Origin of the sequence: Saccharopolyspora sp. 6V, assembly GCF_020176785.1 — a bacterium.
Lineage (GTDB): Bacteria > Actinomycetota > Actinomycetes > Mycobacteriales > Pseudonocardiaceae > Saccharopolyspora_C > Saccharopolyspora_C gregorii.
Genome location: NZ_JAIUKB010000170.1, coordinates 1 through 21,678 on the forward strand (window position 1 = coordinate 1; position 21,678 = coordinate 21,678).

The window sequence follows — 21,678 nt, forward strand, 5'->3', positions numbered from 1 at the left end:
CCCGCGGGGCCGGGTGGCGGTGCCGCAAACCCCCCGGCGCCCCCAAATGGGGCCCCCCCGCCCGGGGTGTCACGGCCCCGTGCGCCCAACCTCGTGGGCCCACGGGCCCGTTCACTCGGGCCTGGCAGGCGGGGTGAACGGGCCGCTCGTCCGATCTGGTCGGTTCAATGGTCCGCCCACCCCGGTTCGGTGGCGGATTCTTGCGGTCGGTGCGCCGGGTGCCGTAGAAAACGGTCATTGCTGACTGGTCGGGGCCCGGGTGGTCCCGCTGGGACGAGGAGGAGCGCATGGACATCACCGGCGGCGTCGCAGTCATCACCGGAGGGGCGTCCGGGCTCGGGTTGGCCACCGCGAAGCGGCTGGTCGCGGCCGGTGGCAGCGTCGTGCTGCTGGACCTGCCCACCTCGGCGGGCGAGCAGGTCGCCGCCGACCTCGGCGAGCGGGCCCGGTTCGCCGCGGCCGACGTGACCGACGAGGACCAGGTCGCCGCGGCGCTCGACGCCGCCCGGGAGCTCGGGCCGCTGCGGGTGGTCGTGAACTGCGCGGGGCTCGGCAACGCGCTGCGGGTGGTCAGCCGCAAGCACGGCGCGTTTCCGCTCGCGGCCTTCACGAAGATCATCAACATCAACCTGATCGGCACCTTCAACGTGCTGCGCCTCGGCGCCGAACGGATGATCACCCACGAGCCGGTGGGGGAGGAGCGCGGCGTCATCATCAACACCGCCTCCGCCGCCGCGTTCGACGGCCAGGTCGGGCAGGCTGCCTACTCCGCGTCCAAGGGCGGCGTCGTCGGCATGACCCTGCCGATCGCCCGCGACCTCGCCGAGCACCGCATCCGGGTGGTCACCATCGCGCCCGGCCTGTTCAACACCCCGCTGCTGGCCGGTGCCTCCGAGGAGGTCAAGGCGTCGCTGGGCGAACAGGTCCCGCACCCCTCGCGGCTCGGCGAACCCGACGAGTTCGGCGCGCTCGCCGAGCACATCGTCGCCAACCCGATGCTCAACGGCGAGGTCATCCGCCTCGACGGCGCCATCCGCATGGCCCCGCGCTGAGCGTCCGGTGGTGCGTGATCCGGCCTGCCCGCCGCGGGATCGCGGCGGGTGTGCTGCGGGCCCTCGGATGAGAGGGTCTCAGCACGCAGCGTCGAAGGTCGGGTCGCGCCACCCGGACGTACGGCCCGGCCGAGTCGTGCGGGACCACCCGGCGCCGCACGGCGAGCTACGAGCCGGAGGAGTCGCCGTGACCGATGATCAGAACCCGCGCCACGGACTCGCGCGCACCATGAGCACGCTCGCCAGGAACCTGGAAGCGGAATCGAGCGAGGAGGAGACCCTGGCCGGCATCGTGCGGTCCGCCGTCGGGACGGTGCCCGGGGTCGTCTCCGGCGGGATCACGCAGGTGCACCGGCGGAAGGTGCGGGCGCGGGTGCCGACGGAAGAACTGGTGCGGCTGTGCGACGAGGCGCAGCAGGAGCTGGGCGAAGGGCCGTGCCTGGACGCCATCTGGGAGCACGAGACCGTGCTGGTGGACGATTTCGCGACGGAGACCCGCTGGCCGCGCTTCGCGGAACGGGCGCACCGGCTCGGGGCGAGCAGCCTGATCTCGTTCCGGTTGTTCGTGCAGCAGGACACCCTGGGAGCGTTGAACCTCTACGGCGGCCACGACGTCCGCTTCGGCGAGGAGAGCCGCCTGATCGGTGAGATCTTCGCGGCGCACGCCGCGTTGGCGCTCTCCGGTGCGCGAGAACAGCGCCAGCTCGGCGAAGCGGTGGCGTCGCGGGACGGGATCGGCCAGGCGAAGGGGCTGCTGATGGCCCAGTACGGCATCTCCGGTCAGCGGGCGTTCGACCTGCTGGTGCGGGCGTCGAAGGAGGCCAACATCAAGCTGACCGAAGTGGCCGCCTGGGTGGTGCGCGAGCACGAGAACCCCGGCGATGCCCCCCGTCCCGCGACCGGCTCGGACCGCTCCGAGCGGTGATCGCGCCCGGCCTCGGTCAGTCCTCGTCGTCCAGCAACCGGTGGGCCAGGTCCTTCCACAGCGCCAGGTGCGGGTCGGTGGCGGGGGAGCGGTCCTCGAAGGCGTAGGGCATCGCCGCGCCGCGCATGCTGGTGAACAGCAACTCCCGCAGCAGCTCGTACCGCGGGTGCGCGCGCACCGCGGGGCCCCAGATCCCGTCGGTGGCCTCCCGGATCGCGGCGCGCAGCCCGCGCTCCTCCGGCAGCAGCGCCGCGGCCAGCGCCGGGTTGGTGCGCGCGGCCGTCCACAGCTCGATCGCCGCCCAGAAGTGTGGTTCCTGGAACGTCGCCCACAGCAGTTCGATGCACCGGTCCACCCGCGCGGGGCCGTCCGGTTCGTCGGCGAGCTTGTGCTCGGCGTGCACGCTGGTCTGCGCGAGCCGCGTGTTCGCCAGGTGCTGCGCGGCCGCCACCAGCAGTCCGTCCCGGGACGGGAAGTGGTGCAGCAGCCGCCCGCGCGACACTCCGGCCTTCGCCTGGATCACCAAGGTGGAGGCGCCCGCGTAGCCGTGCTCGATGAGGCAGTCCACGGCGGCGTCGAGGATCAGCGCTCTGCTGTCGGCGGTGCGCTCCTCGCGGGTGCGCGGTGCGCCGGGAGCCGTCGTCTTAGCCGTGCCGGACCGAACCACCCGGTCAGCGTACCCGGCCCGGAAAACCTCCCGGCAGGGAAGCAGTCGGCATTGACCGTCGTGGTGCGGCGGTGCCAGGCTCGGGCCGGGCCCGGTGCCCGCACCGGGTTCCGCCGTGGCCTCCGCCGCTTCGCCGGGCGGCGGAGGCCCGCGGCGTGGCCGAGGTTCGAGGAGGAACCGCCATGTACCCAGGTGCCCACGCCGCGACCGACCCGGACCGGCCCGCCGTGATCATGGCGGGATCGGGCGAGCGGTTGACCTACGGGGAGCTGGAGGAGCGGTCGATCCGGCTGGCGCACGCGCTGCGCGAGGCCGGGCTGCGCCGCGGCGACGTGGTGGCGCTGCTGACCGACAACACCCCGCCCGCGTTCGAGGTGTACTGGGCCGCGGTGCGCTCCGGGCTCTACGTCACCGCCGTCAACAGCCACCTCACCCCGGCCGAGATCGCCTACGTCGTCGAGGATTCCGGCGCGGGCGCGCTCGTGGTGTCCGCCGCCCTGGCCGCGGCCGCCGCCGAGGTGGCCGCGCTGGTGCCGGGGTTGCGGGTGCGACTCGCCTTCGGCGGCGAGGTCGCCGGGTTCGCCGACTACGAGGCCGCGCTGGCCCGCTGCTCGCCGCGGCCGCCGGCGGACCAGCCGCGCGGCGCGGACATGCTGTACTCGTCCGGAACCACCGGGCGCCCCAAGGGGATCCGCCCGGAACTGCCCGACCGGCAGGTGCACGAGGAAGGCGACGTGCTCACCCCGGTCGTCGCGCGGCTGTACGGGATCGGTCCCGGTTCGCGGTACCTCTCGCCCGCGCCGATCTACCACGCGGCGCCGCTGCGCTATTGCGCGTCCACGCACGCGCTCGGCGGGACCGTGGTGCTGATGGAGAAGTTCGATCCGGAACTGGCGCTGCGCTCGATCGAACGCCACCACGTCACGCACAGCCAGTGGGTGCCGACGATGTTCGTGCGGATGCTGAAGCTGCCCGCGCAGGTGCGCAACCGCTACGACCTCTCCAGCCACCGCGTCGCGGTGCACGCGGCCGCGCCGTGCCCGGCCGAGGTGAAGCGGGCGATGATCGAGTGGTGGGGGCCGATCCTGCTGGAGTACTACTCCTCGACCGAGGGCATCGGCATGACGTTCATCGATTCCGCGCAGTGGCAGCGGAAACCCGGTTCGGTGGGGCGCGCGGTGCTCGGTGAGCTGCGGATCTGCGCGGACGACGGCCGCGAGCTGCCGCCCGGCGAGGTCGGCACCGTGTACTTCGCCCGCGAGGAGCAGTCCTTCGAGTACTGGGGCGACGCGGCGAAGACCCGGTCCGCGCGGCATCCGGAGCACCCGGCCTGGGCGACGGTCGGCGACGTCGGTTACCTGGACGACGAGGGCTTCCTGTTCCTCACCGACCGCAAGGCGTTCATGATCATCTCGGGTGGGGTGAACATCTACCCGCAGGAGGTCGAGGACCTGCTGGCGCTGCACCCGCGCATCGCCGACGTGGCGGTGATCGGCGTGCCCGACGCGGAGATGGGCGAGTCGGTGAAGGCCGTGGTGCAGCCCGCGGCCGGTGCGGAACCGGGCCCGGAACTGGAGCGGGAGCTGCTGGAGTACGTGCGCGCCCGGATCGCGCACTACAAGGTGCCCAGCAGCGTCGACTTCCTCGCCGAACTGCCCCGCACGCCGACCGGGAAGCTCGTGAAAGGCGCCCTGAAATCCCGGTACGCGTCCGCGTGACCGTCACGCGGAGCCGGTCGATCTCGTTGACGGTCAGAGTTGACCGTTTTTCTCGGTGGGAGGAACACCATGCGTGACGCGGTGATCGTGGAAGCCGTCCGCACCCCCGTCGGCAAGCGCGGTGGCGCGCTGTCCGGAGTGCACCCCGTCGACCTGTCCGCCCAGGTCCTCGAAGCGCTCGTCGGCCGGGCCGGCCTCGACCCCGGCGAGGTCGACGACGTCATCTGGGGCTGCGTCGGCCAGGTCGGCGAGCAGACCCTCGACATCGCCCGCAACGCCGTGCTCGCCGCGGGCTGGCCCGACACCGTCACCGGCGTCACCGTCGACCGCCAGTGCGGCTCCTCGCAGCAGTCCGCGCACTTCGCCGCCGCCGGGCTCATCGCCGGGCACTACGACGTCGTCATCGCGGGCGGCGTCGAATCCATGAGCCGCGTCCCGATGGGCAGCGCCGCCCAGGGCGCCGACCCCTTCGGGACCCGACTGCTCGACCGCTACCTGGGCGACCCGCCGAACCAGGGCATCGGCGCCGAGATGATCGCCGAACGCTGGGGGTTCAGCCGCACCCGGCTCGACGAGTTCAGCCTCGCCTCGCACGAGAAGGCCGCCGCCGCGCAGGACTCCGGCGCCTTCGACGGCCAGATCCTGCCCATCACCGCACCCGACGGCACCGTCGTCGACCGCGACGAGGGCATCCGCCGCGGCGGCACCACCGACAAGCTCGCCGGGCTCAAGCCGGCCTTCCGCGAGGACGGCGTCATCACCGCCGCCAACAGCTCCCAGATCAGCGATGGTTCCGCCGCGCTGCTCATGACCACCAGCGAGAAGGCCGCGCAGCTCGGACTCCGCCCCCTCGCCCGCGTGCACACCGCCTCGCTCGCCGGGGACGACCCGGTCATCATGCTCACCGCGCCCATCCCCGCCACCCGCAAGGCCTTGCGGCGCAGCGGGATCGAGCTCGACCGGATCGGCGCCTTCGAAGTCAACGAGGCCTTCGCGCCCGTCCCGCTCGCCTGGCTCGCCGAGATCGGCGCCGACCCGAAGACCCTCAACCCGCTCGGCGGCGCCATCGCCCTCGGCCACCCCCTCGGCGCCAGCGGCGCGCGGATCATGACCACCCTGGTCCACCACCTGCGGGACACCGGAACGCGGTACGGGTTGCAGACCATGTGCGAAGGAGGCGGCCAGGCCAACGCGACGATCCTGGAGCTGGTCTGAGGTCCCACCGCCCGTCCCGCCCGCTTCCGCCGCGCGGCACCGGGGTGAGCGGTTCCCCCGCTGCCGGTTCCCCCGGTGCGGCCGCGATTTCTGCCGCAGGGCCAGGCGCGGCGACATCGCCGTCCTCGCGGGGGAACCGCTGCGAACCCGCGCCACCGGAGCCCCGGCCGTGCTCGTCCCGTTCGTCCGGAGGTGCCCGGCGCGGCGGCGGTTCGGGGGCTGGTCCCGAGACCGTCCGGTACCGCAGACTGGATCCGATCGTGGAATCGACCGGTCGGCGTGGACCGGGGAGGAGTCGCGGCATGGCGGATCGGGAGCGGTTGCTGGCAGGCCTGACCGGACCGGGCGGCGAGTTCGAACTGGTCGACGCCGAGGTCCGCGGCATCCCGATGCGGGTCTACGCGACCGGACCGCAGACCCTCCGCGACGTGCTGATCAGCACCGCCGCCCACGGCGACGCCGACTACCTGGTGTTCGGCGAGCAGCGCTGGAGCTACGCCGAACACCTGCGGACCGCCGCCGGGCTGGCCCGGAGCCTGCGCGCCGACTTCGGCCTCGACCCGGGCGACCGGGTCGCGATCGCGATGCGCAACTACCCGGAGTGGGCGCCGATCTTCTGGGCCGTGCAGGCCGCCGGACTCGTCGCGGTACCGCTGAACGCGTGGTGGACCGCGCCGGAACTGCGCTACGCGCTGGCCGATTCCGGGGCGCGCGTGCTGTTCGCCGACGCCGAACGGGTCGCCGAGCTCGCCCCCGACTTCGGCGACCTCGACGTCGTGCAGGTGCGCGGGGACGGCCCGCCCGAAGGGGTGCGCTGCTGGGCGGACCTGCTCACCGGCCTCGATCCGGTGGACTCGCTGCCGGACGTGGTGGTGGCACCGGACGACGACGCGACCATCATGTACACCTCCGGCACCACCGGACGCCCCAAGGGCGCCGTCGCCAGCCACCGCAACCACTGCACGAACCTGTGGAACATGGCGCTCGGCCGCCGTGCCGGGCAGCTCGCCGCCGGTGTGGAACCCGGCCCCGACGCGCGGATCGGGGTGCTGCTCACCTTCCCGATCTTCCACATCGCCGGCCTGTCCGGGATGTGCTCGGCGACCCTCGCCGGGGCGAAGATCGCCACCCTGTACCGCTGGGACGCCGACGAGGCCATCGACCTGGTGCGGCAGGAACGGCTCACCACGCTGGCCGGCGTGCCCACCGTGCTGCGCGACCTCGCCCGGCACGCCGACGGCGACCTGTCCACCGTGGAAGTGGTGAACATGGGCGGAGCGCCGATCCCGCCGGACCTGGTGGGGCTGGTGCACACCGCGTTCGCCCCGGACGTCGCTCCCGGCAACGGCTACGGGCTCACCGAGACCACCTCGGCGGTGGTGAACAACACCGGGCCCGAGTACGTCGAGCACCCCGACAGCGTCGGCCGCTGCGTCCCCGGCGCTCAGCTGCGCGTCGTCGACCCCGGCACCGAGCAGGACCTGCCCGACGGCGAGATCGGTGAGCTCTGGTTCCGCGGGCCCAACGTGGTGCGCGGCTACTGGAACGACCCGGAGTCCACCGCGGCCGCGTTCAGCGACGGCTGGTTCCGCACCGGCGACCTCGGGCACCGCACCGACGGGCGGGTGCACGTGGTGGACCGGATCAAGGACATCGTCATCCGCGGCGGCGAGAACGTCTACTGCGCCGAAGTGGAGGCCGCGCTGTTCGAGCACCCCGACGTCGCCGACGCCGCCGTGGTCGGCGTGCCGCACCGCGAGCTCGGCGAGCAGGTCGCCGCCGTGGTCCGGCTGCACGACGGCGCGAAGGCCGGGGCGGACGAGCTCCGCGCCCACGTCGGCGAACGCCTCGCCGCGTTCAAGGTGCCCGAGAAGGTGCACCTGCGCACCGGGCCGCTGCCGCGCACCAGCACCGGCAAGGTCCTCAAGCGCGACCTCCGCCGCGAACTCGCCCCCTGACGTCCCCGGGCGGCCACCCGGGTCAGGCCATCGGCGGGAGGTCGGAGATCGGCGGGACGTCCCGGTCCACCTTGCCGACCGAGGCCGCGCCGCCCGGCGAACCGAGCTCGGTGAAGAACTCCGCGTTCGCCTGCGTGTAGGCGGCCTGCTCGTCCGGCACGTCGTCCTCGTAGTAGATCGCCTCCACCGGGCAGACGGGTTCGCAGGCGCCGCAGTCGATGCACTCGTCCGGATGGATGTAGAGCATCCGGCCGCCTTCGTAGATGCAGTCCACCGGGCACTCGTCCACGCAGGAGCGGTCCAGCACGTCCACGCACGGTTCGGTGATCACGTAGGTCAACGGGGCCTCCGAACATCGGTTCCACCTGGCGGCCTCCCCGGTGCGGGCCCCGCTCAAACCTCCCGCTCAGCCGGTGCCGAGGTCCTCCAGCGCCGCCGAGATGGCCCGGTGGAACGTCGGGTAGGCCCAGATCTGCTGCCGCAGCACCGCCAGCGGCACCTCCGCGTGCACCGCCACCGACAGCGCCCCCAGCACCTCACCGCCGCCGGGGGCCACCGCCGTCGCCCCGACCAGCACGTCCCGGTCCGCGTCGGCCACCACCTTGACCAGACCGTCGTTGCCGGGGCCGTGGATGAAGCCGCGCGGCGTGGCGGGGAGCTGCGCGATGCCGGTGCGCACTCGGAACCCCCGCTCCAGCGCGGCGGATTCGGTGAGCCCGACCATGCCCACCTCCGGATCGGTGAACGTCACCGACGGCACCGCCCGGTAGTCGGCCGCGGTACCACCGGTGCCGAGCAGGTCGGCCGCCGCGATCGGCGCCTGGTGGACGGAGACGTGGGTGAACGCGCCGTGCCCGGTGACGTCACCGATCGCCCACACCCCGTCGGCGGCGCGCAACCGCCCGTCCACCGGGATCGTGCGGGCGTTCTCGTCGAGCCCGACCGCGCCGACGCCGAGCTCCGCCAGGTCGGTGCGCCGCCCGGTCGCCACCAGCAGCCGCCGCACCCGCACCGGCTCGCCCCCGTCGAACTCGACGCGGAACAGGTCCCCGTCGTGCGAGACGCGCCGCACCGCCGTTCCGGTGCGCACGTCGACTCCCTCGGCACGCAGCACCCGCTCCAGCACCGCGGAGGCCTCCGGTTCGGCCGGGCCGAGCACGCGTTGCCCGTTGTCGACGAGGGTGACGGCGCTGCCGAACCGGGCGAAGACCTGGGTGAACTCCAGTCCCACCGGCCCCGCGCCGAGCACCAGCAGCGAATCCGGCGCCTCCCGCGCCGCCACCGCCTCCCGGTTCGTCCAGTAGGGCGTGCCCGCGAGACCCTCCACGGGCGGCACCACCGGCTCGGTGCCCGGGTTGAGCACGATCCCCCGGCGCGCGTGGAAGGTCCGCGGCTGCGCGCCGCCGGTCACCGTCACCTCGCCGGGAGCGGTGATGCGGCCGCGGCCGCGCACCAACCGGCCGCCGGTCTTCTCGAACCGCTGCACCGCGGCCGCGTCGTCCCAGCCGGTCGTGGCCTCGTCCCGGATCCGGTCCGCGACCGGGGTGAAGTCGGGCCGCACCGTCGCGGAACCGGCCAGTTCCGGCACCCGGCGGGCCTCGCCGAGCGCGTCCGCGCCGCGCACCATCATCTTGGTCGGGATGCACGCGTAGTACGGGCACTCGCCGCCGACCAGCCGGGCCTCCACGGCCACCACGTCCAGCCCCGCCGTGGCCAGGCGCCCGGCGACGTCCTCCCCACCGGGCCCCATGCCGATCACGACCACGTCGACCTCTTCGGCTGCCATCCGTCGCTCCTCGTTCGCGTCGTCGTCCCGAGGTCCGGCGTCCCGGTCACCTCTGCCGCCCCCAGCGCACCACTGCCGCGCCGTCGCCGCACGCGCCTCGCCGCTGTCCTGCGACGAGTCGCGAGGGTGGCTACAACGGAACCATGGCCGACACCGACACCACCGAACTCGCACCCGGGCAGAGCGTCCCGCGGGACAACGGCGAACGGCTGGGGCGGTCCGCCGCCGGGCACCTCGTCCAGCTGCGCCGCCGCGTCGCCGAACCCGGCTTCGTCGTCACCACCGCGGCCGAGGACCGCGACGCGGTGCTCACCGCCGAGTGGGCGCACGCCAACGCCGCCTTCGACCGCCTCATGCGGGACGGCTGAGGCCGCGCTGCGCCGTTCGCCGCACCGCCGTGGGCGCCGTTCCGTGACCTGGGCGCAACCCAGGTGGAACAACCGGGGGGTGCACTGGGGTGCACGAACCTTGCCACGGTGCCCTCCAGAGGAGGCGGTGCAGCGATGATGACCTGTGCGAGTTGCCGCGAACCGATCCCGTCCTCCAGCCCGTCCGACGACTTCTGCCGCGAGCAGTGCCAGCTGTCCTGGTACGCCCGCCGCCTCAGCCCGGGGCTGGGCGGCACCGCGGTCGTCCCCGTTTCCCCGCTCGAACTGCGAGATCGACGCCACTCCGCCCCGGGCGCATAACGCCCGCTCGTGCCTATCCTGGTCGGTGCCCTGGTGTCCGCGGTGATCCACGAGGGAGGCCGGCGAGCGAGATGGCGATGCGCGTGTTCGTGGTCGACGACCACGAGGTGATCCGGCGGGGTGTGGCGGCCCTGGTGAAATCCGACCCCGAACTGGAGCTGATCGGCGAGGCGGCGTCCGCGACCGAGGCGCTGGCGCTGGTGCCGCAGCACGACCCGGACGTGGCGGTGCTCGACGTGCGGCTGCCCGACGGCAACGGCGTGGAGCTGTGCCGGGAACTGCGATCGCGGCAGCCGGGCCTGCGGTGCCTGATGCTCACCTCGTTCGACGACCACGAGGCGCTGCTGGACGCGATCCTGGCCGGGGCGTCGGGCTTCGTGCTCAAGGGCGTGGTGAGCGAGGAGCTGCTCAGCGCGCTGCGCACCGTCGGCTCCGGCCGCTCGCTGCTGAGCCCGAAGAAGACCGAGGCGATGCTGTCCTGGCTGCGCCGCGAGCAGGAGCGCGCCGACCCGCTGCGCGAGCTGACCTCGCGGGAGCGGGAGGTGCTGGAGCTCATCGGCGAAGGACTCACCAACCGCGAGATCTCGCAGCGGATGTACCTCGCCGAGAAGACCATCAAGAACTACGTGTCGCAGATGCTGGCGAAGCTGGCGATGCGCCACCGCAGCGAGGCCGCCGTGCTGGCCACCGAGCTGCGGCTGGATCGCGGCGCGCGCGGCAAGGGATGACCCGGTGACCGCCGACCCCGGGCGGGAGCGGCTGCTCGCCGGTCTGCGGGACCTGCGGGACGGCAACTTCCGCCGCAGGCTCGCGGTCGCCGGCCCGGACGCGGAGCTGGCCGCGGCGTTCAACGACCTCGCCGAGCGCAACCAGCGGCTCATCGCCGAACTGCGCCGGGTCACCGGCTCGGCGTCGCGCGGGGAGTGGCCGCGCCCGGCGGCCGCGTTCGGCGGCACCGGCGGCTGGCGGGAGGCCGAACGGGCCGTCGAGGAACTGCTGGACTCGCTGCTGCGGCCCGTCGGCGAGCTCAGCCGCGTCCTCGGCGCCGTCGCCGCCGGGGACCTGTCGCAGCGGATGCCGCGCCGCTCCGGGGAGCGGCTGCCCGGCGGGCTCGGCGACGTCGCCTCCCGGTTCAACGACCTGCTCGACCAGCTGTCGCTGTTCGCCTCCGAGGTGACGCGGGTGGCCCGGGAGGTCGGCAGCGAGGGCAGGCTCGGCGGTCAGGCGCAGGTGCCCGGCGTGGCCGGGACGTGGCGCGGGCTGACCGACTCGGTGAACCTGATGGCCGACAACCTCACCGCGCAGGTCCGCAACATCTCGCAGGTCGCCGCGGCGGTGGCGCGCGGCGACCTCAGCCAGAAGATCGACGTGGACGCGCGCGGCGAGATCCTGGAGCTGAAGAACACGCTGAACACGATGGTGGACCAGCTCTCCGCGTTCGCCGACGAGGTCACCCGCGTCTCCCGGGAGGTCGGTACCGAGGGCAAGCTCGGCGGGCAGGCGCGGGTGCCGGGCGTCGGCGGCACCTGGAAGGACCTCACCGACAACGTCAACCTGATGGCCGACAACCTCACCGCGCAGGTCCGCAACATCGCCGCCGTCGCCTCCGCGGTCGCGGGCGGCGACCTGTCCAAGAAGATCACCGTGGAGACCAAGGGCGAGGTCGCCGCGCTGGCCGCGACGATCAACGGCATGGTGGAGACCCTCGGTTCCTTCGCCGAGCAGGTCACCCTGGTGGCCCGCGAGGTCGGCACCGAAGGCATCCTCGGCGGGCAGGCGCGGGTGCCGGGCGTCGCCGGGACGTGGAAGGACCTCACCGACAACGTCAACCTGATGGCCCGCAACCTGACCAACCAGGTGCGCAACATCGCCCAGGTCACCACCGCCGTCGCCGGGGGAGACCTGTCCAAGAAGATCGACGTGGACGCGCAGGGCGAGATCCTGGAGCTCAAGACCACGATCAACACGATGGTGGATCAGCTGTCCGGGTTCGCCTCCGAGGTGACGCGGGTGGCCCGCGAGGTCGGCACCGAGGGCAAGCTCGGCGGCCAGGCGGAGGTCGCCGACGTCTCCGGCACCTGGCGGCGGCTCACCGAGAGCGTGAACCGGCTCGCCGGGAACCTCACCACCCAGGTCCGGGCCATCGCCGGGGTCGCCAACGCCGTCACCAGCGGTGACCTCACCCGGCAGATCACCGTGGAGGCCAGCGGCGAGGTCGCCGAGCTCAAGGACGACATCAACGCGATGATCTCGAACCTAGCCGAGACCACCCGCACCAACGAGGAGCAGGACTGGCTCAAGACCCACCTCACCCGGCTGTCCGGCCTGATGCGCGGCCGCGCCGAGCTGCACTCCCTCGCCTCGCTGATCATGACCGAGCTGGTGCCGCTGGTCTCCGCGCAGTACGGCGCGTTCTACCTGGCGCTGCCCGGTTCGGACGGTGCGCCGGAGCTGACCCGCACCGCCGCCTACGGGCTCCCGCACGCGGGCACCCCGGAGCGCTTCGAGCTGGGGCAGTCGCTGGTCGGGCAGGCCGCCGCGGACCGCACCACGATCCTGGTGCGCGAAACCCCGCCGGAGTACCTGCGGATCAGCTCCGGGCTGGGCGCGGCGAAACCGGTCGGCGTGGTCGTGGTGCCGGTGCTGTTCGAGGACGAGGTGCTGGCCGTGCTGGAACTGGCCTCGGTGCACGAGTTCAGCGCGCTGCACCTGGACCTGCTGCAACGGCTGCAGGAGACCATCGGGGTGGAGGTCAACACGATCCTCGCCAACACCCGCACCGAGGAACTGCTGGCCGAATCGCAGCGCCTCGCCCGCGAGCTGCGGGCCCGGTCCGAGCAGCTGGAGCAGCAGCAGAACGAGCTGCAGCGCTCCAACTCGGAACTCGCCGAGAAGGCCGAGCAGCTGGCCGCCCGCAACCGGGACATCGAGATCAAGAACAGCGAGATCGAGCAGGCCCGCCAGCAGCTGGAGGAACGCGCGGGCGAGCTCTCCCAGGCCTCGGCGTACAAGTCGGAGTTCCTGGCGAACATGTCGCACGAGCTGCGCACCCCGCTGAACAGCTCGCTGCTCCTGGCGAAGCTGCTCGCCGACAACGTCGACGGCAACCTCACCTCGCAGCAGGTGGACCTGGCCCGCACCATCCACGCCGCGGGCAGCGACCTGCTGGCGTTGATCAACGACGTGCTGGATCTGTCCAAAGTGGAGGCGGGGCGGATGACGGTGCTGCCGGAGGACGTGCCGACCGCCGAACTGGTCCGGCACCTGGACGCCCAGTACCGGCCGGTCGCCGAGGACAAGGGGCTCGAATTCACCGCCGTGGCGGGGGATTCGGTGCCCGCGACGATCCGCACCGACCAGAGCAGGCTGGAGCAGATCCTGCGCAACCTGCTGTCGAACGCGGTGAAGTTCACCGAACGCGGCTCGGTGCGGTTGCGCATCGACCGGGACCGCGGCTCCGGGCAGGTCGCGTTCTCGGTCGCGGACACCGGGATCGGGGTGCCCGCGGGCAAGCTCGGCCGGATCTTCGAGGCGTTCCAGCAGGGCGACGGGACGATCGTGCGCGAGTTCGGCGGCACCGGGCTGGGCCTGTCGATCAGCCGGGAGCTGACCGCGCTGCTCGGCGGGCGGCTCGCCGTGGACAGCGAACCGGGCCGCGGCAGCACGTTCACCCTGCTGCTGCCGCCGGAAGGCCCCGATGCCGAGCCGGACGCCGAGGACGACCCCGCGCCTCCGGCGGCGATCGCCGGGCTCACCGCCCCGCCGGTGGCCGAGCTCGCCCCGAGCAGCGCGGAGGTGCACTTCGACGTGGCCGCCGAAGGCATCGATCCACCGCTGCTGGACTGGGAATCCACCGCCTCGTTCGGCGAGCTCACCGGCGCGGAACCCGGCGAGGGGCGCGACGCGGTGCCGCGGTTCACCGGCCAGCGGGTGCTGGTGGTCGACGACGACCCGCGCAGCGTCTACGCGCTCACCGCCCTGCTGGAGCAGCGCGGCCTGCGGGTGGTGCACGCGGACAACGGGATCGCCGGGCTCGGTGCGCTGCAGGAGAACGAGGACGTGGCGATCGTGCTGATGGACGTGATGATGCCGGAGCTCGACGGGGATTCCACGATCCGAACCATCCGGCGGATCCCGCGGCACCGGGGCCTGCCGATCATCGCGGTGACGGCGAAGGCAATGCCGGGGGACCGGGAGCGCAGCCTCGAAGCCGGGGCGACCGAGTGCGTGACGAAACCGGTGGACGCGGAGCGGTTGCTGCGGCTGCTGGCCGAGCAGCTCGGGCTCGACCCGGGACCGGGGCCCGGCCCGGGAGCCTGATCAGCGCTCGTCGTCGGTGGTGGGGAGCTCGGCGAGCTGTTCGCGCAGCCGCTGCGCCCAGACGAGGTCGCGGGCGAAGGTCGCGTCGAAGTGGTCGACGCCGTGCTGGTGCCGAGGTTCCGGTCCGGTGCTCATGGTGGGTCCAGCGGTTCGGGATTCCGGGGGTCGGGGATTCCGGCCCCGCTCGGGGGACTGACGAGGCCGGAAACGTCCAGCGTAGGCGCCGTGGTCCCGGTACCGGGAACCGGGGTCGCGGGTGCTCGCGGGCGCGGGTCGGTGCGCGTTGCGCCGAACGAATGAAAGATGAACGCTGTTCACGTTTCATGGTTGTGGGTGGACCGCCCGGTTCGTAGCTTGTGGCGCATGATCCGCTCGCTCGGCGCCGTCTGCGCGCTGTCGCTGGTCGCGTTCCCGCTCCCGCTCGCGCACGCCGCACCGCCGCCCGCCGAGGTCGCCCGCGCCGCAGCACTCGACGTACCCCGCGCCGATGCACTCGCCGACGTCCCCGGCGCCGCAGCGCCCGCGGACGTCCCCGGTGCCGCAGCGCCCGCGGACGTCCCCGGTGCCGCAGCGCCCGCGGACCCGCCCGGCGCCGCGGCGCCCGCCGACGCCGCCGCCCGCACCCTCACCCTCGTGCCGTCCGCGAACGGAGCGTCCTACCGCGACGGGCACGGCCGGGAGGTCGTGCTGCGCGGCTTCAACATCTCCGGCGAGGTCAAGCTCGCCGAGAACGGCAACCTGCCCTTCGCCGACACCGCGGACGCCCGCGAATCGGCCACCGCGCTGCGCGAGAGCACCGGCGCCAACGCCGTCCGCTTCCTGCTGTCCTGGGAACGGGTGCAGCCCGCCCCGGACCGCATCGACCACGACTACCTGCGCCAGGTCACCGAGCAGATCGCCGCGTTCGCCGACGCCGGGTTCTGGGTGCTGCCCGACTACCACCAGGACCTCTACTCCCGGCACCTGTTCCGGCCTGACAGCTGGTACACCGGCGACGGCGCACCGGACTGGGTCGTCGACGGCGGCGACTACCCGCCGGAGAGCTGCGGGATCTGCGTCCACTGGGGGCAGAACATGATGAACAACCAGGCGGTGAAACAGGCCAAGGCCGACTTCTGGCACGACCGCCGCATCCCCACGGAAGCAGGCCTGGTCGGTGTGCGGGAGGCGTTCCTGGACCAGGCCGAGATCACGCTGCGCCACCTGGCCACCCACCTCACCCCGGCCCAGTTCCAGCGCGTCCTCGGCTTCGACCCGATGAACGAGCCGCACGCCGGGGAACTCGACGACGGCCAGGACGCCGCCGAATGGGAACGCGACCTGCTGTGGCCGTTCTTCGAGGAGTTCCGGGCCGCGATGGACCGCGCCGGCTGGCAGGACAAACCTGCCTACGTCGAACCCGCGCTGTTCTGGAACAACAACGTGCCGTTCGTGCGGGAGCCCGGCGGGTTCACCGAGCTCGACGCGCTCGGCACCCGGTACGTGTTCAACGCGCACTTCTACCACGCCCTCGCCCAATCCGGGCTGTACGGGAAGGCCCGGGACGGGGAGAACTCCGCGGACTTCGCCGAGATCCGGGACCGCGCCGCCGACCTCGGCACCACCGGGTTCGTCTCCGAGTTCGGGCATCCGCTCGGCGGGAACACCGCCGAGAAGTTCCCGACCGTCCTCAAAGGCCTCTACCAGGGCATGGACTCCCGGCTGCCCGGCGCCGACTGGTGGCAGCGGCCCGCCGAATCCGGGCCGGTGCTCTCCGGAACCCAGTGGCAGTGGGACGTCTACCACGACAGGCACCACGAGGAGATGAACGGGAACCCGGAGAAGGTGCGGACCGACGCCGACGGGTGGAACGGCGAGGACTTCTCCGTCGTGCACCGCGACGACACCGGCACCCTCGGGCTGCGCGCCGACCCCCGGGTGCTGGACCGGCTGTACCCGCGGGCGGTGGACGGCAGCACGCTCGCGTTCAGCTACGAGGACCGCTCCCGCGACGGGGACACCACCCTCACCTGGAACCGGATCCCCGCCGAACTGCCCGCGCTGCGCGAGGTCGTCGGCGACGGGCAGCCCCCCGCGCTCGTGTGGCGGGACGGGCCGGGGACCGCGCCGACCGAGCTGCACCTGCCCGCGACCTTCGGCGAGCGCGCCACCACCGTGCTCTCCGACCTCGACGCGGACGCCGTTCGCCGCACCGAAGACTCCCGGCTGCTGCTGTCGGCGCCCGACGACCCGGGCGCGGTGCACGTCGCGCTCATCGCCAACGGCCCCGGCGCTCCCGCCCCCGACCGGCTCGCCGCGGCGCGGGCGGAACTCACCGGCTGGCTCCAGCACAACTTCCCCGGCTGAGCCGCGCGCCCGGCCGCGGACCCGCGTGCCGCGTACGCGCGAGCCGCGCACCCGCGAGGTGCGCGGCCCGCCGCGGTCACGCCGCGCCGATCTCCGCGGCGATCGCCTTCCCGAGGTCCGCGGTGCTCGCCGACCCACCCAGGTCCGGAGTGCGCACCGCGCCCGCCGCCAGCACCGACTCGATCGCCCGCACCACGTCCGCGGCGGCGTCCTGCTCGCCGAGGTGGTCCAGCATCATCGCCGCCGACCAGATCTGCCCGATCGGATTCGCCACCCCGCGCCCCGCGATGTCCGGCGCCGAACCGTGCACCGGCTCGAACGTCGACGGGAACCGCCGCTCCGGGTTGATGTTCCCCGACGGCGCCACGCCGATCGTGCCGGTCACCCCCGGCCCCAGGTCGGAGAGGATGTCGCCGAACAGGTTGCTCGCCACCACCACGTCGAACCGCTCCGGCGACATCACGAACCGGGCGCACAGGATGTCGATGTGGTCCTGGTCCACCGCGACCTGCGGGTGCTCTGCCGCGATCGCCCGGAACCGCTCGTCCCAGTACGGCATCGAGTGGTAGATCCCGTTCGACTTCGTCCCCGACGTGACGTGCGGTTTCCCGATCCGCTCGGCGAACTCGAAGGCGTAGCGCAGGATCCGGTCGGTGCCGTGCCGGGTGAACACCGCCGTCTGCAGCACCATCTCCGCCGGGGTGCCCTCGCCCTGGCGCCCGCCGAGCCGTGAGTACTCGCCCTCGGTGTTCTCCCGCACCACCCAGAAGTCGATGTCGCCCGGCGCCTTGTCCCGAACCGGCGGCGTCACCCCCGGCAACAGCCGCACCGGCCGCAGGTTCACGTACTGGTCGAACTCCCGGCGGATCGGCAGCAGCAGGCCCCACAGCGACACGTGGTCCGGCACGCCCGGGTAGCCGACCGCGCCGAGCAGGATCGAATCGTGGTCGCGCAGCCGGTCGATGCCGTCCGCCGGCATCATCCGGCCCGTCTCCCGGTAGGTCTCGCAACTCCAGTCGAAGTGCCGGTAGCGGAACTCGGTGCCGTACTCGGCGCGCACCGCGTCGAGCACGCGCAGCGCCTCCGGCATCACCTCGGTACCGATGCCGTCACCCGGCAGGACCGCGATCTCGTAGCTGGACATGCCGCCATCCAACGCGGATCTCGCGGCGGCGTCCAAGACCGGCTGCGCATCCGCTTGATAGGCGGTGCCTATCTCCCCAGTTCGTCTCGTCCCGGCGCCGGTTCCTCGCTCGCCGGCCCGAGCTCCTCCCTGGCCAGCGCCAGGTCCAGGAAGCGCTGCGCGGCCGGGGTGAGCGGGGCCGGGCGGTGGATCAGCGAGATCCGCAGCTCCGCCACCGGCTCCAGGTCCAGGACGCGGGCGCCCGCGGCCCGCGCGAACTCCGCCCACCCCGCGGTGAGCACGGCGATGCCCGTCCCGGCCAGCACCAGCGGCAGGATCGCCTCCCGGTGCGCGGTCTCCACCACGATCCGCAGGTCCACGCCCTGCGCGATGATCTCGTCCACCACGTGCCGCATCCGGTTCCCCTCCGGCGAGGTGATCACCCGCTGCCCCGCCAGGTCCGCGCGGCGCAGCACCGCGCGATCCGCCTCCCACGGCCCGCCGGGCGCGGTGACCACCACGAACCGCTGCCGCTCCACCAGGCGGGAACGCAGTCCCGGCAGCGCGAAGTCCTCCGCCGCCCCGATCAGCCCCAGCTCGCTGCGGCCACCGCGCACCAGGTCGGCGGCGTCCGACGGGGTGAACGCGGGCTGCACCGACACCAGCACGTCCGGGCACTCCGCGTGGAACCGGCCGATCATCGCGGTCAGCGGCTGCACCGACTGCGACGGCAGCACCGCCAGCTGCACCCGACCGGACCGCAGGCCCTGCACCGATTCGACGCTCGCCCGCGTCGTGTCCAGGTCGCGCAGCACTTGGCGCGCCGGTTCGAGCATCGCGCGGCCCGCCTCGGTGAGCACCGCCCGCCTGCCCAGCCGGTGGAACAGCGCCACGCCCACGTCCCGCTCCAGCGTCCGCACCGCCTGCGACAGCGAGGGCTGCGCGACGTGCAGGCGCTCCGCGGCCCGGTGGAACCCGCCCTCGTCGACGATCGTGACGAAGTACTCCAGCTGCCGCGCGTCCACCGTGCCTCCCGTTCCCGTCCTGACCCGTGCGCATCCTCCCTCCGCAGTGCGCCCGCGGCGAGGACCGGCTACCAACGGGGGATGGACCCCGGTACCGCGCTGCGGGAGATCGCGTTCCTGCTGGAACGCGCGGACGAACCCGCGTTCCGGGTGCGCGCGTTCCGCCGCGCCGCCGACGTCGTCGCCCAGCACGACGACCTCGAACGACGCGCCGCCGACGGCCGGTTGACCGAACTGCCCGGCATCGGCCGCACCACCGCGGGCGTCATCGAGCAGGCGGTGCGCGACCGCACCCCGGACTACCTGGCGCGGCTGCGTTCCGCCGCGCCCGAACCGGAGGAGGGCCGCGAGCTGCGGGCCCGGGTGCGCGGCGACTGCCACACCCACTCCGACTGGTCCGACGGCGGCAGCCCCGTCGCCGAGATGGCCCGCACCGCGCGGGACCTCGGCCACGAGTGGATCGCGCTCACCGACCACTCGCCGCGGCTGACCGTCGCGCGCGGGCTGAGCGCCGAACGGCTGCGTGCCCAGCTGGAGCTGGTGGCCGAGCTGAACGCCGAACTCGCCCCGTTCCGCATCCGCCCCGGCATCGAGGTCGACATCCTCGACGACGGTGGCCTGGACCAGGACCCCGGGCTGCTCGCCGAACTGGACGTGGTGGTGGCGAGCGTGCACTCCAAGCTGCGGATGCCGCGCCGCGAGATGACCCGCCGGTTGTGCGCGGCGGTGGCGAACCCGCAGGTCGACGTGCTGGGGCACTGCACCGGCCGGTTGCGCTCGAAGCGGCCGCCATCGGAGTTCGACCCGGACGAGGTGTTCCGCGCCTGCCGCGACCACGGCGTCGCCGTCGAGATCAATTCGCGGCCGGAGCGGCTGGATCCGCCGATGGAGTTGCTCGGGCGGGCCTTCGAGCTGGGCTGCCAGTTCGCGATCGACTCCGACGCGCACGCTCCGGGCCAGCTCGACTGGCAGATCCACGGGTGCGCCCGCGCCGAGCGCTGCGGCATCCCGGTGGAACGGATCGTCAACGCGGGCTGAGGTCGTGCCGAGGCGCTCGTCGGGCGTTCTCTCCCGGCGTGCTCGGCAGATGCTCGCCGCGGACCGGCCCGGCCTCGCTGCGGACCGGCCCGGCCTCGCCGAGGACCGTCCGATCTCGCCGCGGGCGGTCAGGCCACTTGGAACGAGCGCTTGGCCAGGCCCATCCAGTAGCCGTCGATGAGCTGTTCCGGCGGCGCCTCCGGGTCGGTCGCGGCACCGAGGGTGACGAACAACGGCGCGAAGTGCTCGGCCGTCGGGTGCGCGTACGGCATCCCGGGGGCGTGGTCGGCGTAGGCGGCCAGCTCGTCCACGGCGCCGCGGGTCAGCGCCTCCCCGGCCCACAGGTCGAACTCCTGCGACCAGGTGGGCGCGGCGGCGCGCGGGCTCGGGTCGGTGAGGAACGGCAGCCCGTGCGTGGTGAACCCGGAGCCGATGATCAGCACGCCGTCGTCGCGCAACGGCCGGAGCCTGCGCCCGATCTCCAGCAGCCGGGTCGGGTCCAAGGTGGGCAGCGACATCTGCAGTACCGGGACGTCGGCGTCCGGGTACATCACGGTCAGCGGGACGTACGCCCCGTGGTCGAGCCCGCGTCGTGGCAGGTGCGCGACCGGTTCGGCGTCCGGCATCAGCGCGGCGACCTGCGCGGCGAGCTCCGGGGCGCCCGGGCTGCGGTACTCGGTGCGGTAGTAGCGCTCGGCGAAGCCGGTGAAGTCGTAGGTCAGCGGCGCCCCGGTGTCGGTGGCACCGAGCATCAGCGGCGCGGACTCCCAGTGCGCGGAGATCACCAGGATGGCGCGCGGGCGCGGCAGGGCGGCGCTCCACCCGGCCAGCTGGCCGGTCCACAGCTCGTCGTCGACCAGCGGTGGCGCTCCGTGGCTGAGGTAGAGGGCAGGCATCGGCCCGGGGTGCGGTGCGGTCATCGCCGACTCCTTTGATTGAAGCTTCAAATATTAGGATAGGCAAAGCCGCAGGTCGACTCAACCGGTCTGACAGACTGGTCCGGTGGACGAGCCGCGCTGGTTGACCGACGAAGAGCAGAAGGCATGGCGCCAGCTCGCGATGCTCATGACCCTGCTGCCGCCCGCGCTCGACTCCCAGCTGCAGCGCGACTCCGGCGTCACGCACTTCGGCTACTGGGTGATGGCGATGCTCTCCGAGCGCCCCGACCGGTCGCTGCGGATGAGCGACCTCGCCGCCCGAGCCAGCGCCTCGCCGTCCCGCGTCTCGCACGTGGTGGCCCGGCTGGAGAAGAACGGCTGGGTGCGCCGCGCCCGCTCGGACCGCGACGGCCGCAGCAACCTCGCCGAGCTCACCGACGCCGGGTACCGCAAGGTCGTCGAAGCCGCGCCCGGCCACGTCGAGCGAGTCCGCGACCTCGTGCTCGACGCGCTCACCGGACCGCAGGTCCAGCAGCTGGGGGAGATCTGCGGCGCGATGCTCCGCCGCATCGACCCGGACGGCTACAAGGGCACCCGCCCCCTCACCGACTGACCGCGGAGAGGCTGCGCCCGAAAGACGCCGGAGCCTGCCGGGACAAGATCGAAAATGCGTGGGTTCGGCTTGGAGGGCCGCAGGTTCTCGTGTGCGAGCACCCCGTGGTGGAGCTCGTTTCGCGTCGGCCATCCGTTGTAGGAGCCGGTGGCCGGGGTGGATGACTCGAACGCGCTTCGGGTTCGGGGCCGGTCGTGGACTGGGAGTGATGCGCCCGCGGAGGCGTCGTCGTCCGGCGCGTCGGCCGCGGGGGGGGGGGGGGGGGGGGGGGGGGGGGGGGGGGGGGGGGGGGGGGGGGGGGGGGGGGGGGGGGGGGGGGGGGGGG

18 protein-coding genes are annotated in these 21,678 nt (G+C 73.3%); 11 read left to right on the forward strand and 7 right to left on the reverse strand.

Annotated features, from left to right (window positions below):
• The first annotated feature begins 287 nt into the window (after window positions 1–287).
• Together LCD35_RS26990 and LCD35_RS26995 are read left to right on the forward strand one after the other, a co-directional pair.
• Complete coding sequence (locus LCD35_RS26990) at window positions 288–1,052, forward strand: 3-hydroxyacyl-CoA dehydrogenase (RefSeq protein ID WP_225045160.1); 765 nt, start codon at window positions 288–290, stop codon at window positions 1,050–1,052.
• Window positions 1,053–1,239: 187 nt separating this feature from the next.
• Window positions 1,240–1,977, forward strand: a complete 738-nt coding sequence (locus LCD35_RS26995; protein WP_224966882.1) for a GAF and ANTAR domain-containing protein — start codon at window positions 1,240–1,242, stop codon at window positions 1,975–1,977.
• A gap of 16 nt (window positions 1,978–1,993) precedes the next feature.
• On the opposite strand, the gene LCD35_RS27000 is transcribed toward LCD35_RS26995, so the two are convergent.
• Window positions 1,994–2,644 carry a TetR/AcrR family transcriptional regulator gene (locus LCD35_RS27000; RefSeq protein WP_224959836.1) on the reverse strand — a complete coding sequence of 217 codons (651 nt, stop codon included), beginning with the start codon at window positions 2,642–2,644 and terminating at the stop codon, window positions 1,994–1,996.
• Between the two features lie 182 nt (window positions 2,645–2,826).
• On the opposite strand from LCD35_RS27000, the gene LCD35_RS27005 reads away from it, so the two are divergent.
• From LCD35_RS27005 to LCD35_RS27015, 3 genes are all read left to right on the forward strand, one after another.
• Entirely contained in the window at window positions 2,827–4,362 is a 1,536-nt protein-coding gene (locus LCD35_RS27005; RefSeq protein WP_225045161.1) for an acyl-CoA synthetase, read from the forward strand.
• Between the two features lie 69 nt (window positions 4,363–4,431).
• The gene (locus tag LCD35_RS27010; protein ID WP_224966885.1) at window positions 4,432–5,577 is read left to right on the forward strand and encodes a thiolase family protein; all 1,146 of its coding nucleotides are present in this window, start codon (window positions 4,432–4,434) and stop codon (window positions 5,575–5,577) included.
• A gap of 302 nt (window positions 5,578–5,879) precedes the next feature.
• Window positions 5,880–7,535, forward strand: a complete 1,656-nt coding sequence (locus LCD35_RS27015) for a class I adenylate-forming enzyme family protein (protein ID WP_224966886.1) — start codon at window positions 5,880–5,882, stop codon at window positions 7,533–7,535.
• A gap of 22 nt (window positions 7,536–7,557) precedes the next feature.
• Here LCD35_RS27015 and fdxA read toward each other — a convergent pair whose 3' ends face one another.
• Window positions 7,558–7,875 carry a ferredoxin gene (gene fdxA, locus LCD35_RS27020; RefSeq protein WP_224959841.1) on the reverse strand — a complete coding sequence of 106 codons (318 nt, stop codon included), beginning with the start codon at window positions 7,873–7,875 and terminating at the stop codon, window positions 7,558–7,560.
• 66 nt (window positions 7,876–7,941) lie between these two features.
• On the reverse strand, window positions 7,942–9,321 hold the full coding sequence (locus LCD35_RS27025; protein WP_224966887.1) for an NAD(P)/FAD-dependent oxidoreductase: 1,380 nt from the start codon (window positions 9,319–9,321) through the stop codon (window positions 7,942–7,944).
• 143 nt (window positions 9,322–9,464) lie between these two features.
• Here LCD35_RS27025 and LCD35_RS27030 point away from each other — a divergent pair, with 143 nt between their 5' ends.
• The 3 genes from LCD35_RS27030 (at window position 9,465) to LCD35_RS27040 (ending at window position 14,330) form a co-directional block, all read left to right on the forward strand.
• Window positions 9,465–9,689, forward strand: a complete 225-nt coding sequence (locus LCD35_RS27030; RefSeq protein WP_224959843.1) for a hypothetical protein — start codon at window positions 9,465–9,467, stop codon at window positions 9,687–9,689.
• 392 nt (window positions 9,690–10,081) lie between these two features.
• Window positions 10,082–10,738 carry a response regulator transcription factor gene (locus LCD35_RS27035; protein ID WP_224959844.1) on the forward strand — a complete coding sequence of 219 codons (657 nt, stop codon included), beginning with the start codon at window positions 10,082–10,084 and terminating at the stop codon, window positions 10,736–10,738.
• Window positions 10,713–14,330, forward strand: coding sequence for a HAMP domain-containing protein (locus tag LCD35_RS27040; protein ID WP_374108145.1), 3,618 nt, complete (start codon window positions 10,713–10,715; stop codon window positions 14,328–14,330). The genes LCD35_RS27035 and LCD35_RS27040 overlap by 26 nt, the downstream gene beginning before the upstream one ends.
• Here LCD35_RS27040 and LCD35_RS30185 read toward each other — a convergent pair whose 3' ends face one another.
• Complete coding sequence (locus LCD35_RS30185; protein WP_255615664.1) at window positions 14,331–14,465, reverse strand: hypothetical protein; 135 nt, start codon at window positions 14,463–14,465, stop codon at window positions 14,331–14,333.
• A 228-nt stretch (window positions 14,466–14,693) separates the two neighbouring features.
• Between LCD35_RS30185 and LCD35_RS27045 the strand changes: the two genes are divergently transcribed.
• The gene (locus tag LCD35_RS27045; RefSeq protein ID WP_225045162.1) at window positions 14,694–16,676 is read left to right on the forward strand and encodes a cellulase family glycosylhydrolase; all 1,983 of its coding nucleotides are present in this window, start codon (window positions 14,694–14,696) and stop codon (window positions 16,674–16,676) included.
• 76 nt (window positions 16,677–16,752) lie between these two features.
• Here LCD35_RS27045 and LCD35_RS27050 read toward each other — a convergent pair whose 3' ends face one another.
• Window positions 16,753–17,820: a tartrate dehydrogenase gene (locus LCD35_RS27050; RefSeq protein WP_224959848.1), complete on the reverse strand. Its 1,068-nt coding sequence runs from the start codon at window positions 17,818–17,820 to the stop codon at window positions 16,753–16,755.
• Between the two features lie 68 nt (window positions 17,821–17,888).
• The gene (locus tag LCD35_RS27055; RefSeq protein ID WP_224966889.1) at window positions 17,889–18,824 is read right to left on the reverse strand and encodes a LysR family transcriptional regulator; all 936 of its coding nucleotides are present in this window, start codon (window positions 18,822–18,824) and stop codon (window positions 17,889–17,891) included.
• Between the two features lie 81 nt (window positions 18,825–18,905).
• Here LCD35_RS27055 and LCD35_RS27060 point away from each other — a divergent pair, with 81 nt between their 5' ends.
• On the forward strand, window positions 18,906–19,862 hold the full coding sequence (locus LCD35_RS27060; RefSeq protein WP_224959850.1) for a PHP domain-containing protein: 957 nt from the start codon (window positions 18,906–18,908) through the stop codon (window positions 19,860–19,862).
• A 128-nt stretch (window positions 19,863–19,990) separates the two neighbouring features.
• On the opposite strand, the gene LCD35_RS27065 is transcribed toward LCD35_RS27060, so the two are convergent.
• Entirely contained in the window at window positions 19,991–20,782 is a 792-nt protein-coding gene (locus tag LCD35_RS27065; protein WP_224959851.1) for a dioxygenase, read from the reverse strand.
• 82 nt (window positions 20,783–20,864) lie between these two features.
• Between LCD35_RS27065 and LCD35_RS27070 the strand changes: the two genes are divergently transcribed.
• Window positions 20,865–21,353, forward strand: a complete 489-nt coding sequence (locus LCD35_RS27070; protein ID WP_224959852.1) for a MarR family winged helix-turn-helix transcriptional regulator — start codon at window positions 20,865–20,867, stop codon at window positions 21,351–21,353.
• Window positions 21,354–21,678 lie beyond the last annotated feature (325 nt).

Coding starts and splice junctions, on each gene's coding strand:
- LCD35_RS27015 (WP_224966886.1), top strand. CDS start 5,880: ATGGCGGATCGGGAGCGGTTGCTGGCAGGCCTGACCGGACCGGGCGGC.
- LCD35_RS27065 (WP_224959851.1), bottom strand. CDS start 20,782: ATGACCGCACCGCACCCCGGGCCGATGCCTGCCCTCTACCTCAGCCAC.
- LCD35_RS27035 (WP_224959844.1), top strand. CDS start 10,082: ATGGCGATGCGCGTGTTCGTGGTCGACGACCACGAGGTGATCCGGCGG.
- LCD35_RS27005 (WP_225045161.1), top strand. CDS start 2,827: ATGTACCCAGGTGCCCACGCCGCGACCGACCCGGACCGGCCCGCCGTG.
- LCD35_RS27030 (WP_224959843.1), top strand. CDS start 9,465: ATGGCCGACACCGACACCACCGAACTCGCACCCGGGCAGAGCGTCCCG.
- LCD35_RS27010 (WP_224966885.1), top strand. CDS start 4,432: ATGCGTGACGCGGTGATCGTGGAAGCCGTCCGCACCCCCGTCGGCAAG.
- LCD35_RS27025 (WP_224966887.1), bottom strand. CDS start 9,321: ATGGCAGCCGAAGAGGTCGACGTGGTCGTGATCGGCATGGGGCCCGGT.
- LCD35_RS27045 (WP_225045162.1), top strand. CDS start 14,694: ATGATCCGCTCGCTCGGCGCCGTCTGCGCGCTGTCGCTGGTCGCGTTC.
- LCD35_RS30185 (WP_255615664.1), bottom strand. CDS start 14,465: ATGAGCACCGGACCGGAACCTCGGCACCAGCACGGCGTCGACCACTTC.
- LCD35_RS26990 (WP_225045160.1), top strand. CDS start 288: ATGGACATCACCGGCGGCGTCGCAGTCATCACCGGAGGGGCGTCCGGG.
- LCD35_RS27050 (WP_224959848.1), bottom strand. CDS start 17,820: ATGTCCAGCTACGAGATCGCGGTCCTGCCGGGTGACGGCATCGGTACC.
- LCD35_RS27060 (WP_224959850.1), top strand. CDS start 18,906: ATGGACCCCGGTACCGCGCTGCGGGAGATCGCGTTCCTGCTGGAACGC.